This window comes from Deltaproteobacteria bacterium CG11_big_fil_rev_8_21_14_0_20_42_23 (assembly GCA_002796345.1).
In the GTDB taxonomy this organism is placed as follows: domain Bacteria; phylum UBA10199; class UBA10199; order 2-02-FULL-44-16; family 2-02-FULL-44-16; genus 1-14-0-20-42-23.
In genome coordinates, this window is sequence record PCXC01000066.1 from 18183 (window position 1) to 32319 (window position 14137).

12 protein-coding genes are annotated in these 14137 nt (G+C 38.7%); 9 read left to right on the forward strand and 3 right to left on the reverse strand.

The features are described 5' to 3' along the window. Positions 1–85 precede the first annotated feature (85 nt). Genes COV43_07855 through COV43_07870 form a run of 4 tightly spaced genes read left to right on the forward strand, consistent with a single transcriptional unit; the run spans position 86 to position 3947 of the window. Positions 86–1420, forward strand: a complete 1335-nt coding sequence (locus tag COV43_07855) for a hypothetical protein (protein PIR24941.1) — start codon at positions 86–88, stop codon at positions 1418–1420. Continuing rightward, entirely contained in the window at positions 1410–2813 is a 1404-nt protein-coding gene (locus COV43_07860; protein ID PIR24942.1) for a hypothetical protein, read from the forward strand. Before COV43_07855 ends, COV43_07860 begins: the two co-directional genes overlap by 11 nt. A 19-nt stretch (positions 2814–2832) precedes the next feature. Further along, the gene (locus tag COV43_07865; GenBank protein PIR24943.1) at positions 2833–3717 is read left to right on the forward strand and encodes a chromosome partitioning protein ParB; all 885 of its coding nucleotides are present in this window, start codon (positions 2833–2835) and stop codon (positions 3715–3717) included. Then, entirely contained in the window at positions 3714–3947 is a 234-nt protein-coding gene (locus COV43_07870; GenBank protein PIR24944.1) for a hypothetical protein, read from the forward strand. The genes COV43_07865 and COV43_07870 overlap by 4 nt, the downstream gene beginning before the upstream one ends. Positions 3948–3973: 26 nt before the next feature. Here the strand turns inward: COV43_07870 and COV43_07875 are convergent, their stop codons facing one another. Beyond that, the gene (locus tag COV43_07875; protein PIR24945.1) at positions 3974–5599 is read right to left on the reverse strand and encodes a hypothetical protein; all 1626 of its coding nucleotides are present in this window, start codon (positions 5597–5599) and stop codon (positions 3974–3976) included. A gap of 246 nt (positions 5600–5845) precedes the next feature. Here COV43_07875 and COV43_07880 point away from each other — a divergent pair, with 246 nt between their 5' ends. From COV43_07880 to COV43_07900, 5 genes are read left to right on the forward strand one after another with little or no spacing between them, the layout of a single operon-like run. Then, positions 5846–7198: a hypothetical protein gene (locus tag COV43_07880; GenBank protein PIR24946.1), complete on the forward strand. Its 1353-nt coding sequence runs from the start codon at positions 5846–5848 to the stop codon at positions 7196–7198. Positions 7199–7213: 15 nt separating this feature from the next. Next, complete coding sequence (locus COV43_07885) at positions 7214–8062, forward strand: hypothetical protein (protein PIR24947.1); 849 nt, start codon at positions 7214–7216, stop codon at positions 8060–8062. Next, positions 8059–10428 carry a hypothetical protein gene (locus COV43_07890; protein ID PIR24948.1) on the forward strand — a complete coding sequence of 790 codons (2370 nt, stop codon included), beginning with the start codon at positions 8059–8061 and terminating at the stop codon, positions 10426–10428. The genes COV43_07885 and COV43_07890 overlap by 4 nt, the downstream gene beginning before the upstream one ends. Before the next feature lie 7 nt (positions 10429–10435). Then, complete coding sequence (locus COV43_07895; GenBank protein PIR24949.1) at positions 10436–10897, forward strand: hypothetical protein; 462 nt, start codon at positions 10436–10438, stop codon at positions 10895–10897. Beyond that, complete coding sequence (locus COV43_07900) at positions 10894–12051, forward strand: hypothetical protein (protein ID PIR24950.1); 1158 nt, start codon at positions 10894–10896, stop codon at positions 12049–12051. Before COV43_07895 ends, COV43_07900 begins: the two co-directional genes overlap by 4 nt. Here COV43_07900 and COV43_07905 read toward each other — a convergent pair. Both COV43_07905 and COV43_07910 read right to left on the reverse strand, forming a co-directional pair. Then, on the reverse strand, positions 12035–13426 hold the full coding sequence (locus COV43_07905) for a hypothetical protein (GenBank protein ID PIR24951.1): 1392 nt from the start codon (positions 13424–13426) through the stop codon (positions 12035–12037). The two genes, COV43_07900 and COV43_07905, sit on opposite strands and share 17 nt — an antisense overlap. Beyond that, complete coding sequence (locus COV43_07910; protein ID PIR24952.1) at positions 13423–13908, reverse strand: hypothetical protein; 486 nt, start codon at positions 13906–13908, stop codon at positions 13423–13425. Before COV43_07910 ends, COV43_07905 begins: the two co-directional genes overlap by 4 nt. Between the last annotated feature and the right edge of the window lie 229 nt (positions 13909–14137).

A 14137-nucleotide genomic window follows, 5' to 3' on the forward strand; every position in this document is an offset into this window, starting at 1 on the left:
TTGGGTTCTATATTAACAAGTAATGCCCAGCAAACAAGGATCATGTGAGTGATGAGCAATCATACCAGCGAACCTTAAAACCATCATGCTTATGATACAATCATCTGTGATTTTCACGTTGACTTTTCACAAGCACTTTGTCATTTATGAGGTAAGGGGAGGGAACTATATGGAATCATTGATTTCCACCGCGGAAAGTCAAAACCCGCAAACAAGCGATTCGCCTTACTCAGCGAATGACACTCAATCACAATATACACTTCAAATTAAACTAAGGTCTTCTGTTGTAGAAGAATTTTTTGATGTTCCGCGAATGAAAATTCATCGTTGGGAGGAAGCTGGAAAAATCCAAGCTGGTCACGAAGAGCATGGTTCTCGAAAAATCCGTTATTTCGATGCAGAAAATGTACGAAAAATGGTGGATCTCCTCGGACGAAAACAAAATGTTGATGGCACTTACACTTATGCTATCTGGCACAACAAAGGCGGAGTTGGAAAATCAACAGTTGTCTTTCAGCTTGCCACCATGATGTCGACCCTTATGGGACTCAAGGTTTTGGTTATTGATACTGATGGCCAGGCCGATACAACTCATTTGTTTAACGCTGAACAAGAAGTCCCTTTGGACACAGATGACTTCATCGATCAACGAAGCATTTGTGATATTTTATACGATCTGATGGACCCTCATAATCATACCGAAGAATCCTTAAAAGAATCTTTTGAAGATACAAAGAAGACTATTCTTCCGGGCCTTGATCTTATTCCCTCTGATGATAGAGTTGTCGAACTCGACTATGATATTCGTGAGCTGAAAGGGAAGGGAATTATCACTGAGGAAAAAGGTGATGAAAGCTTTGACCTTTCATCAGTTGCTCTTCTTAAAAAATTCATCTCTTTCGTTCAAGAAACATATGATTATGACGTTATTCTTATCGATTGTTCTCCTGACCTTGGGGATATGAATGTAAATGTTCTTTTTGCAGCTGATTGCCTTTTAATCCCTGTAGAACTAGAACCCAAAGCCCCACATAGTCTTAAACGCGTTTATAACCGGCTCATAAAGCTGGCTAAGATGCATGAATCTTTCTCCTTCGAAAAGCTTCTAATAGTTCCCAATATGAATGAACGGCATGATGTTAAAGCTGTAGTGCAAACTCGTATTCGAGATATGCTCCCAAATTTTTCTAGTCGCATTACTCTTACGAAAACAACTACCGTCGTTAAAGCGATAGGCCAGCGCCTTCCAATTTTTAATTATCAAGATCCAAATGCAAAATGGATGGCGAAAATTCCGGAGCCTGCAAAGAGACTAACTAACGAGTTGTGGGATTTATGTCACGAAATGCTTAACCTAGAAGAGCCTAAACCAGATCACCATGGGCTATTTAAGCCAAAAGGTATCACAAATGCTCAATAAAGATGAAAAGCTTGAGACGATTCCAATGGAAAATCTTCTTCGGCCCTCGAGGGAGAAGAGGGGGCGATCATCCCGATCAAAAGTTCTTTGGGACGATTTGATTCTCCCTACGCAGAAAGTTACCCCAGCAGAAGGAAAAAAAATAGAATCGCCTGTAGCTTCTCAAAACCAGGAGATGACTTCCAAGCCTCAGGTTCAAAGTACTCCTTCACACAAAACTTTTTCTAAATCAGAGCCTATTACATCAGCAAAACTTCCCCTAAAATCAGCTTCTAAAATAGGGTCTAAACAGGGGTTAAATATAGGGTCTAAAGTAGGTTCTACGTTTCAAAATAGGTTCGAAAATAGGGTCAATTCAGGTTCAGATGTGGGTTCAAATTTAGGGTCTGTTTCCTCCGAATTGAACCGAAAAGAAATCAATCTTTTAACACGGGGGATTGGAGGAAAACTGGTGCAATATCTCTACTGGAAATCCCTCTCAAACGAAGCTGGAGGTGCTATACAGGTCAGCTTAAAAGATTTTTCAGTCCACTTGGGTGTTAAATATGAAGGCCTTAAAACTTCCGTTAGACGCTTATTAGAGAACGGTTTGCTCCAAAAAGAAAGCTCTTCAAAAGGTCGCTCTGGCTTTATTGCTTTCTCTCTCCCAGTACGAAGCAGGGAGGGTTTACAAGCTCATTTTCAACCTCAACCCTTTATGCATAATCTTCCTGAAAATCCGGTTCTAAATTGGGGTCAAAACTCGGTTCAACCTTCCCCTTATAGTAGTAGTAATTATAATACTACTACTATAAAAGCAACTGCAGAACCAAATTTAGAACCTAATAACATACCACCCCAATTCCATGAATTTCTTTCAACGCTAAATTTACGTGAATATGGTTTGCGGTCACAATCACAACTTGCACCGTATCTAGGAGAAGGAAAAGTTTGTGAAGCCCCCTTAGAGCTAGAGGAATTTTTTCATAAATTTGATGCGGTTATCACTGACCGAGAGGCTCGTGGAATGCATATTGGTTCGAAAACAGCGTTGTTATTAAGCTGTTTTAAAAAGGGATGGATAACTGTTCCCGAAGGGTATCTTTCCCTGGAAGAAGAACGCTTACAAGAGCAACGAAGAGAATCAGAAATTAAACTAAAAAAATTACGTGAACACAAAGTGCAGTTGTATCAAACCAATTTCGAACTCTTCAAGGAAGAACTTTCCGAAGAAAAGAAAAAAAATATTTTTGATGAAGTAAAAGAAGAACAGAGCACGATGCAAAACGGTATCGGTGCAACAAAAGCCACCATTGATAAAGTAATAAATGCTGAATACAACAATCGTCTTCGAACAATGTTTTTGAACACATTGGACAATCGTGAAGAAGTTGTTTCTTTATTAAAATGGTAATTTTTTTTTGGGGGAAAAAATGTCAAATCAAAATAAACAAATGACACCTAGAGGAATGGGAATAGAATCACTTATTTCAAAAATTGAACCCCAGAAAACTTCTTCAGATAAAAAAAATGATGGTTATTTTTTCTTACCAATTGAGAAAATTTTTCCACTTTCAAATCAACCACGAAATAATATATTCGAAGAAGGTTTGGAAGACCTTGTTCGTTCAATTAAGCAAATTGGAATTATTCAACCAATCATAGTAAATAAACAAGGCCAGGATAGATACGAAATTATAGCAGGGGAGAGGAGATTTCGTGCAGCAGTATTGGCGGGGCTTGAAGAGATCCCAGTATTGATTCGTGAAGAGGAACCAGAAAGACATTATCTGCTCTCACTGGTTGAAAATTTAATACGTGAAGATCTTAATGCTATTGAAGAAGCGCTTGCATACAAGCAACTGATGGACACCTACAAATTTACCCAAGAGGACATCGCAAGTGAAACTGGATTTTCAAGATCTCGGATTGCCAACAGCTTACGCCTTCTTCATCTTCCTTTAGTTGTCCAAGAAGACTTAATGGGGCGACGATATCATTCAGGACACGCTAGGGCATTAATGGCTCTTCAAAATGAAGAAAAAATTCTCAAATATCGAGCAAAGCTTCTCCAGAAATATATTACTGTGCGTGAATTAGAAGTTATGGTGCAGTATGAACTTGAAGGAAGAACTCAACTAACTGAAGAAGAGGGAAGCGCTTATCCAAACTGGTTGAGAGAAGAAACAAGTTTTTTTGAACGTGAAATTAATGCGCCTGTGAAGGTATGCCCAAGAAAAGACGGGGGAGGGCGTTTAATTATTGAATATGCCTCTGAGGAAGACTTTCGTAGAATTACTGGGTTAATCAAATCATGATAAAAAAAGCGCACTATATGGTTCTAAAAAAGGGGGCGTTGACGACATGGAAATATGCTAAACCAACTCTCTTTTGGACCACCCTTTTTCTCTGGGCTGTTTTTAAAGTGCTCCTTAAAATTGTAATCGGTTTTCTCTTTCTTCCATTTGCTCTCATTATGGGCTCAGCTCAGGGAATGCGGCAATCCAGTTTATTGATGATGTTGGACGAGGAAGAAGGGGAGATTTAACCATCCCTTCTAACTTGAACGAAAAATCAACCTCTATAAACCCTTGGGTTGATGGCAAAACTCTCCAACCTTCGGTACATTGTTTTTCTTGGCATCTTGATTGACTTTGCTGCTTTACTGACATTTCCTCTATGTACTTCAAGAGCCTTAATAATTTCTTTACGTTCAAGTTCCTCTATTACACTAGATTTTACATTACCGATTAAATCAATATCACAGTCTTCAATTTCAATCATTTCAGAACCACGGTACTTAGCATTGACAATAGCACGATCAATCGCAGCACTGAGTTCACGTATGTTTCCTGGCCAAGTGTAATCACGAAGGTAACGGTAAACATCAGGGCTAACAGTTACTCCTGCTTCGGAGCGTTGAAGAAAATAGCTTATAAGGGCTGAGATGTCCTCTACACGCTCACGTAGAGAAGGGACCCTTATCTTCCATTGACAACGATAAAATAAATCATCTCTGAAAGCTTTTTTTTGCCGTTGTTCGTCAATATCGCGATTTGTTGCCATAAGAACTCGGACATTGACCGAAAAGTTTTTATTTGATCCTACAGGGTTTACAATTCCATCTTCAAGGACCCTTAAAAGTTTTGCTTGGGTTTCTGGAGGAAGCTCACCAACCTCATCAAGGAAGAGAGTGCCTTTGTGAGCATCACGAAATGCTCCATTATGGTCCGTAACAGCACCTGTGAAGGATCCTCGTACATGTCCGAAGAGTTGGCTTTCTGCGAGTTGTTCGGGGATAGCTGCGCAGTTTAAAACAACAAATGGCTGCTTCTTTCTTTTTGGATGATAAAAATGAAGGTATTTTGCAGCAAGTTCTTTTCCCGATCCCATTTCCCCAAGAATCAACACCGTTTTGTCAGTCTCAATAATTTTATCCAGGCGATCTTTTAAATCTTGAAGGGCAAGGGAAGATCCAATCATCATTGTTGAATTGAGTTCTGGATTGAGGGATGGAATTTTAACGGCATCATTTTGCTCTTCAAGAGAAAATGTTTCCGATTCGATTTGATAGGGCAGCTCAAATCGTCCAAGACGTAGTGTCCCGCGAATAGGGAGTTTCCGATCATCAACAATGAAGTCTTGAAGGAAAGTTCCGTTTTTACTTTGAAGATCACGAATGTAATAGGAACCATTTCGAAAATAAATTTCAGCATGTTCACGAGAAACTTGTTTTCGTGTTTCTGGGGTATCAGGCAAAACAAGGTCACATTGTTTACCTCTCCCGAGTTTGACTTGTATTTGCATGAACGATTTTTTTTTTGGTTCAGTAAATGTGAGAAGAGGGAGCTCATCATCAAAGGTGATTTCTCCATGCAAACTCCCGGTCATAGTTTGATCAAGTATGGCACGATCAGATCTTTCTCGTTGTATCAATTGAAGTCGATATTCATTGATGTCAAAAACATCTCTGATATTTAAAGTAACCTTTCCTTCAATTTGTTTTCCATTCTGATAGACTTGCCCGTTTATTTCTTTGATCCAAACACCTTTGTGATCAACTACAATTTGCGCTTGAATATTATTCCCTAGACCAGGAAGGCAAATGGCACACTCAGCACTCCCCCCAATATGCATAACGTCTTGAAGAGGTTTGAGGTATTGAAGTTCACTTTTTTTAAAAACACAAATTTCGTACATAATTTCTCCAGATTAAAAGTGTGTCGATGTGTCGTGGTGAAGGATTTTATGACACACTTCATGACACATGTGTGCAGGTTCCCGAACACACTTTTTCCCCATGCTCGGCATAACCTATTGATATCTAGTGTCTCATGTTTTCTTGTGTCATTCTGAACAAGTGGCACAATCTCTGCTTAAGTATATTATTTAAAACATGTGTCAACCAAAGACACATTATTGTCTTGATTTATTTGGCAAAACATTATGTCCATAACTGCTGTGCAGAAAAAAAGTATTATTAAGGGGATTCTAGATATGCGGCAAGCTGTTACATGGTGCCTTATTTTAAACATGTTCTTTCAACTCCAGGTGTTTGGAATTGCTTCTGCCCATGCAGAGAAAAAGATTTCTTCTTTACGGGTAGCAGTTCTTCCCTATGCAGAAACACTTACTCCTGAGTTAGATGTTTATATCAAACGCGTCCGGAAAGATTTAAAACAACAGCGGGAAATTGAAGTGCTTGATGATGAATATGCACGCTCTATTTTGGATTATTATCTTACTTACGTAGATGAGAGTACTCAAGAAACAAATATTACAAACTTTGTTCAAAGTGCTCGTCAAAAATATTCAGAGCTTAAATATAAAGAAGCAAAAGAACTTATTCATCAGGCAAAGCAAGCAATTCAAGCGAACATTGATGCTGTTAAAAGTAACCGCTTTCAGATCGATATTCTCATGCTTGAAGCAAAACTTGCGTATCTCGAAAAAAACTCCTCCCTCATTGCCAAAGATTATGAAACGATTGCTCATCTTGACCCATCACTCACCTTAGAAAAGGGGCTCTACAGTAGATGGGAAATAAAAGCCCTCGCGACCGCACGGGATAATATCCTAAAAGAGGGGACGGGGACGCTTTCAATTACCGCAAAACCTTACGGGAGCGAAGTTTACCTCAATGGTCTTCATGTAGGAACCACTCTTTATGATAAACCCCTTTTGTTGAAAAATATTCCTCTTGGGCAGCACTGTGTCGAGCTAAAAACCATTCACCATAAATCCTATCGCACTTATGTTGAGGTACAAAAAAATATAGTAAAAATACTAGATCTTCAATTAGAGCGCGCAGTTTCTTCGGGTAAAACTAAAAACGCTCTCATTTCACCACAACATTTTCATACACCATATGAACTTTCTTATCTGATGACGCAGCTTGGATATTATATGAAAGCCGACAAAATAATTTTAGTTCGAGGAAAAGTGGATGATCAAAATAAGAGTGATCTTTTTTATCAAATTGGAGACACCGAACTAGGTGCTGTTTACAAGGAGCACTCTATTCCTCTCGATAAACAAAAAAGTGAACATGTGGCTTTAGTCACAAAAGAAATGAGAGACCAACTTGAAAAAGATCTTCTTAAAAATCCACATGATCAGCTGATAACTCAAAGTGTGGGAAGTCTTAAACTTCATGAACGACGCAAACAACCGCTTCTAAAAAAACCTTTATTTTGGATTTTAGTTGGTGCTGGGGCAGCAACCGGTGGCGTTGGTTCTATTTTGCTCGGCGGAAGTGTAGCAGCATCAACAACAGGCGGCATTGTGATTGGACTTTGAGAAAAGGAATCCAAGATGAAAAAAATTGTTCTTACTCTATTTGTTTATTGTTTTTGCGAATGCCTTATCGGTTGTGGAGGAGTTCAAAACGGAACCTCCCTAGCATTACAAATTGAAGATGCTCGACAACCTGCGAGTATAACGCTCCCCTCTGCTGAGGAAAGTCTTTCACTTAAAACAATTAAAGCAAATAATAAAGGTCTTGATCCTTTAAAGGTTTCTGAGTTTCGAGTTGTTGTAAGTGGAGAGGATATGGAAGATCTCCAAGTTACTGCAGATGCAAACGCGAAAGAAATTCAAGTTTTAAAGATTACTCCGGGAAAGCGAAACCTCCTTATTGAAGCCTACAATGAATTAGGTGAAGTAATAAGACGTAGAACAATAAAGCAAATAGTGATTAAGGCTGGGGTAGTAACGCCAATTAAAACAAGCCTTTTTACCGTCCCCATCATTTTGAATTATAAAAATAAAGCTGTTGCTCTTGAAAAAAATTTTCGCATCATTGGTTTTGGTGAACCTGGGAACCATCTGAAACTCAATGCTCAAACTCCTTCAGCACAACTTAGCTTGAACGAAGCTATAGATGGAACTGAACTTCTTATTATTCCATCAATTTCAACAGGCCTCTTTACTTTTCAACCAGAGACAGTTGCGTTGGGTCGTCAGGTTATAGAACTTTCCGATGAGAAAACAGGAGAGGCAAGCACAAGAGAAATTACCATTGTTGATGCGGACCATCGTCCAGGGAGTCACTTTGCGACGGGTAATCATCTTATCTCGCGAACTTCTGTAGGTAACAGTTATGGAAATGCAAAAATATTACATCTTCCTTCAGTGATGAAAGAACTGGGAGCTCAAGAATGAAACGTGCGTTATATCTAGCTTTGTTCATGGTGTTTATTTCTTGTGGTGCTACAGATGATGGTGCAGCTGACCGTCTTGTGCGCATTCGTTTTAATGAGCCAGAAAAGCTTGCTGTTTTTCAGACGGAAGAAAAAAATGCATCATTAGAGCTGAGTCTTTTAGGAGAGAAGGGGGATGGAGTTTCTCAAAAAATTGATCTAATTTATAACGAAGAAAGTGAGCAGTATGAAGGAATCTTGGAGCATTTTTCTCCAGGGAGATATTTAGTTTCTCTTTCTCTTAATTATGTAAACCAAGAACAGCTTCTAAGCATTAGCAACAAATCAGCCACATCTCCTTTATCACTTCCCATTGCTCAGTTTTCACTTCCAATGGATATTGTTGTAGGCCAGGAAGAATTTATTCTTGATGTTGCAGCAAAAGATTTTTCTTTTGAAGTAGATTCGGACAACGATGGTTTTTTTAATCTTGATGAAGTCTTGGCTCTTACAAATCCTTATTCATCTGACACAGACCATGACGGAGTTAGCGATGGAGCAGATGCTTTCCCAAGTCTTTCACAAGAATCCCTTGATAGCGACCAAGATGGAATTGGTGATAAAGTTGACAACTGTAAAAGTAGAAAAAATCCAAATCAAGAAGATGTAGATGAAGACGGTCTTGGTGATGCCTGCGATCCTGATTCCGACAACGATGGGCTTTTAGATGATGCGGAAACGCTTCTTGGTACAGATTCATTGTTAGCAGATACAGACAACGATGGTGTAAGTGATGCTCTTGATAATTGTCCCCTTACTTTTAGTAACGATCAAACTGATTCCGATCATGATGGTCTTGGTAACGCCTGTGATGAAGATGATGATAATGACGGACTTCCTGATAGTGTTGATGTCTGCCCACTTCTTGCAAATGCTTCGCAAGCAGACAGTGATGGCGACGGTATTGGCGACGATTGTAATAACGATGATGATGGTGATGGGGTTTTAGACATCGAAGATAATTGTTCAACAATCATTAACCCAAATCAACTTGATAGCGATAATGATGGCCTTGGTGATGCATGTGATGAAGATGATGATAATGATGGTTTACTTGACAGCGAAGAAACAAGCGCAGGAAGAGATAACCTTTTCACAGATTCCTTGTTAGCAGATACAGATGATGATGGCGTAAGAGATTCAATTGATAATTGTCCTCTTACATTTAACCCAGCTCCGCAAACTGATAGTGATGGTGATGGAGAGGGTGACGCCTGTGATTGTGATATATCAGATGCAAGTATTTCTTCACAACAGGCCATCTATGTTTCACCACGCGGGAGTGATTTGTTTTCTGGAGCACGAAATCAGCCGGTGAAATCCTTGAAAGTTGCTCAAGATAAAGCTCTGGAACGGGGTGTTGTAACAATCATTGTGGAGTCAGGGTTGTATGCAGAGGAACTCTCTGTGAGAGAAGGACTTCACTTATTTGGTGGATATGTTCTTTCAAATGATCGATCAGTTTGTCAGCGTTCTCTCGGTCAACAAAACCAAGATCAAAATCTTACCATAATTACTTCGTCAACATCTCCCGCCCTTTCTTTTTATGACATTAATTACAAAACCATTTTGGATGGCTTTATGATTACGAGTTCATCTGTAGATCAAAATAGTTTTACCGTTCTCGTGGAAGGAAGCGATAATCCTTCGCAGAACAATGTCGAAATTCGAAACAGTTATATCATAGCTCCATCTCTTCGGAATGGATCAAGCACCGCAATAAAAATTGTGAATGCCAGTCCAAGAATGCTTAATAATGTTTTATATGGAGGAACATCAAGAATAAGTTTAGCGATCTCTCTTCGAAGTGCTCCAGCACCAAAGCTACTTCACAACACTATTAGTGGAGGCTCTGGTTTTGAAAATGCCATTGGTATAGAATCTTTTCAATCGATTCCAACATTAGCAAATAATATTATTTTTACTGAAGGGGAGGGGAATCAAACAACGTTGAGGTTTTTAGATGAAAATCCATCGAATAATATTATTATTAAAAATAACCTTCTCTTTGGAACAAAAGAAAATCCTACTGCACAAGTTAAAATCTATCTCGATTTCAATCCATCATTTTCACATGTCTACACAACCGCCGAAGCGTTGAACGCAGCTTCAGAAAACTATGTCTCTAACGTAGATTATTCTAGTGGCCTTCCGACGCTTTTTTTGGATGCAAACATCAACCATCGCAATTGGCGACTTCGTGCAAATACGCCTGCTGAAGGAAGAGGAATTAATACTCGTTCAACTTTTGGAATTCCAATTTCTTTTGATCACGATTTGAAAATTAGAAATGAAGATCAAGCAGATATAGGAGCTTTTGAGCGTTGAGGATAAAATGAGAAATATTGTGTTAGCCTTCATCCTTTTAAGCTTCTGTGCCTGTGCGCATTATCCAGTGCGTGCAGAATTCCAGACGAAGATAATGAAGTTGAGAACAAAAGTGCTTTTTGATTTTGATAAAGACAACATCAAACAAACGGGAAAACCACTTTTACAGGATGTTGCAACTGAACTTAAAAAAGATCCAAGGGCCTTTCTTTTACTTGAAGGCCATACGGATTCAACGGGTCCAAAAGAATACAACGAAGTGCTTGCTGAGAATCGTGCAAGAGCAGTGAGCGCATATTTATTACAATGTGGAGTGAGTTATCGACAGCTTACTCTCATTTCAAAAGGAGAGCGTGAACCTGAAGATGTAAGACTTACACGAGAAGCATATCGTAAAAATAGACGAGTAGAAGTTTATGCTCAGACAAAATCAAAACCAAAAGAGAAAATTTCGAGGAGGAAGAAATGATAAAGTTTATTTCAGGTTGTATAATTCCAATTGTCGTATGTTTTTTTGTGTCGTTGGCACATGCAGAAGTACTGCGAGTTTTAGATTTTCAAACGATAGTTTACGATGAAAATGGAAACGTCACTCAAGATGAGTTTGTTGATGTTAATATTCAAATCGTAGATGAAAATAATACTCCTCTTTTTGAAGAAGATCATTTTGAAGTTCCCGTCACGAATGGAGCTGTGAAATTGGATATAGGAGAAACTCTTGGAGGTGTTCCAAGTAATGTTCTGAATCCAACTGATGGAAGAAAATTTCTTAACGTTCGCATTAATGAAACAAGTCCATTTAGCCTTCTCCCATTAAGTTCGGTCCCATATTCTATTTGGTCAGACAAAGCGATGGCGGTTGCAGATGGAAGTATTACAGCAAACTCCCTCCAAGATGGTATTGTTGAAGCACGGCACTTTTCTCCTAATTTTGATATCAGCTCCCTTGGTGGATCTGCTACTGATGCGCAAATTCCAGAGGGCATCGCTCGTGATACCGAAGTGATACAAGATATCACAAACGCAGTGAATAATCTCCAGGCAGTTGGTGTTCAGCTAGATCAAAATGGAACTTTTGCTGCGCAGCTTGGTGAAACCGTTCAGATTGCTATGGAAAATTTATTCACTCGCATTGGAGAAGAAACTGGCGCTAGAATCGCAGCGGATAGTGATCTTCAAAGTCAAGTGATCCAAAATCAAAATAATATAGATTTGTTATTAAACAGACCAATCCCTGACGTGGGTGTTGATTTGTCCACACAATCAGGTTCAACAACAACTTTTCAGTCAGCATTTTCTCGTCTTGACACTCGCGTTCCAGGAGGTAATGAGCTTGGAGTAATTCAGCTTGCAGAAACAATTATTTCTCCCGGGGAAGAATGTAAACCTCTCACCGCTCCTGTTGTGAATATGTGGTTAACAAATTCTCATGCAGATTATTCTGACAACGGAACTGCAACAAGTTTTATATCTTATTGGCATCTTTACAACAGGGCTTATAATTTTGGTGGAGTTATTCACTGTTCTTATGGGATTTTATATAAGCTTTCCAACTATCGAGGAGATGTTAAGTTTGATCTCAATGGGACTACTCTCCATTGGACAATTACGGAGATAAGATAAGCGAACAACCACCGCTTGAGCTGCTTGAAGAGGCTGAGTCAGATAAAACTAAATCAGGTGTAATAATTTGTTGATATTTCAAAAAGTCAATCTCTTCGCAAGTAGTAGGAGCAAAGACTGAAAACTCACTTTCTGGAATGAACGTGACTTCGTCTCTGTTGTTTGAGTCAACAACAAGAATGATGTCATCAACACTTTCTCTTGCAGAGACGCTTATAATGGATTTCAAAAGAGGGGATTCATTGGCCTGATCATCAATATTCCAATACTCTGCAGAAGCAAGAAAAGTATCTTCATTAAAGCCAGGCCAAAGAATTTCGGGAGAAGTTTGATTGGCGTATCCCTCAATTTCGATGGTGTATGCGCCTGGAGGGAGGTGGTTAAAAGAAAATTCTGAAGGGCCTGAGCAAGTACTTTTATCTCCCTCTCTACAATTCACATTTCCAGCTATAAATGAATAAGCTTTGCATAAAGGGTCTTCGATATTTCTTGCAATGATATTTCCAAGGTAAACATATTCTCCATCCTCATCTACTATATATCCTCTAATAGATGCAGAGTTTGATTTAAGATTCGTCGAAGGATAGAGGTTTTGAATTCCTAAAACATCATCAGGTTTTGGGAGAGCTTTTTGATCGTAGAGTCCAAATCCAATGTTCTTAACAGAGAACATTGTGGGTACAAATTTCCCGAATTGAAGAGCAAAATCATCTTCAACATTATCAATGAATTGTTGATTGAGGCTTGTGTGTGCGAGACCAAAAAGATGGCCAATTTCGTGAACAAGTGTTCCAAAAATTTCTCGAAAGTTGTTATGAATTGTGGAAATTACAATACTGGTTTGTAAATAGTTTTCTGGTTTTGAGGGTGATCCTGTAATTTTTTGTTGGAAGGTTGCCCCAGAATATGGTCTTGCAAGGGGTCTTTGTTCACTGATCGACGAATCATCATCAAAAAGAATGAGACTTATATTTTTTTGAATGAACTCGTTTTTACATGCCTCTCCAAGAGGGATCAGGTCAGTGTAACAAAGATGTTGAGGTGGTATATAATCATCAATGTTTTCCCCTGTTACATCCTCATCAAGAAAACCTCCAAACACAAAAGAGGGGAGCTGGGCATCTTCTATAGAAGACCAAACACGAAAAGCTTCTTCAACAAGAAGGCGAAGCTGCTCTTTAGTATAATTTTCAAATGGACCAGGATCTATGTAATAGACATGAGAAATGTCCACCTTATATCCAACAGGTTTTTTCGTCTCCTGATTGATAAAAATAAAATTATATGCCGCGGAAGAAGAGGGAAGAACTATCTCTGCCATGATGCAAAGGAATAAAATGAAATTAAAAACTTTTTTTGGAAAGATTTTTTTCATGTGATTTTACTGATGTTAAAGCTTCTTTTTTTTGTGAACAAAAAATAACAGTTTAATCCAATGATGGTTAAAAATAAAAACAGGGAAAAATAAAAACCAACCTTGTAATCAATTTGCATTACGCCAGCACCTGACGCTAAAGCTTCACGAGCAAGTTTCATTTTGAGGAGTAAAAGCAAAATAGAACCAACGCCGCCTAGTACAATGGAACTCACAAGTCCTTTTTTACCTCTTAGGAAGCTTAAAAATAATCCAGCAATAGCAACCAGGAAGGCACCCATAGCGAAAGGTTCGCCGTCCACTTTTTGTTTTGTACTTTTTCCTGAAAAAAGATTTGGCTGTTCAATGGTAACACCTGTTACTAATTGAATCCCTGAAAGAGACATTACCTTTTGTCCTGAACAAGAAACATTCGCAAAGGGAAGAAAAAAACAAATAACGATGATGCCAAATAGAGCCACTGAGATTTTTTTGTTTTTCATAAACCGTCCTTTTAGGGGAGTTTTTATATGGTAATTCTTCTTACATTGACAAGGTTCATTTTAAGAGTTAAATGCAATTGTATATTAAATAATATACAATATGAATACTAAACAAAACACAAGCAAAAATCTCGTTGTAAACCCATTCAAGGGGAAGGCTGGTCTTGTCCTGCGAGAGCTTCTTTGTTCCTCAAGTTCTACGTGGACTGGTGATGCTTTGTCTCAACAG

Coding starts and splice junctions, on each gene's coding strand:
- COV43_07890 (PIR24948.1), top strand. CDS start 8,059: ATGAAACGTGCGTTATATCTAGCTTTGTTCATGGTGTTTATTTCTTGT.
- COV43_07865 (PIR24943.1), top strand. CDS start 2,833: ATGTCAAATCAAAATAAACAAATGACACCTAGAGGAATGGGAATAGAA.
- COV43_07875 (PIR24945.1), bottom strand. CDS start 5,599: ATGTACGAAATTTGTGTTTTTAAAAAAAGTGAACTTCAATACCTCAAA.
- COV43_07910 (PIR24952.1), bottom strand. CDS start 13,908: ATGAAAAACAAAAAAATCTCAGTGGCTCTATTTGGCATCATCGTTATT.
- COV43_07905 (PIR24951.1), bottom strand. CDS start 13,426: ATGAAAAAAATCTTTCCAAAAAAAGTTTTTAATTTCATTTTATTCCTT.
- COV43_07870 (PIR24944.1), top strand. CDS start 3,714: ATGATAAAAAAAGCGCACTATATGGTTCTAAAAAAGGGGGCGTTGACG.
- COV43_07885 (PIR24947.1), top strand. CDS start 7,214: ATGAAAAAAATTGTTCTTACTCTATTTGTTTATTGTTTTTGCGAATGC.
- COV43_07855 (PIR24941.1), top strand. CDS start 86: ATGCTTATGATACAATCATCTGTGATTTTCACGTTGACTTTTCACAAG.
- COV43_07880 (PIR24946.1), top strand. CDS start 5,846: ATGTCCATAACTGCTGTGCAGAAAAAAAGTATTATTAAGGGGATTCTA.
- COV43_07900 (PIR24950.1), top strand. CDS start 10,894: ATGATAAAGTTTATTTCAGGTTGTATAATTCCAATTGTCGTATGTTTT.
- COV43_07860 (PIR24942.1), top strand. CDS start 1,410: ATGCTCAATAAAGATGAAAAGCTTGAGACGATTCCAATGGAAAATCTT.
- COV43_07895 (PIR24949.1), top strand. CDS start 10,436: ATGAGAAATATTGTGTTAGCCTTCATCCTTTTAAGCTTCTGTGCCTGT.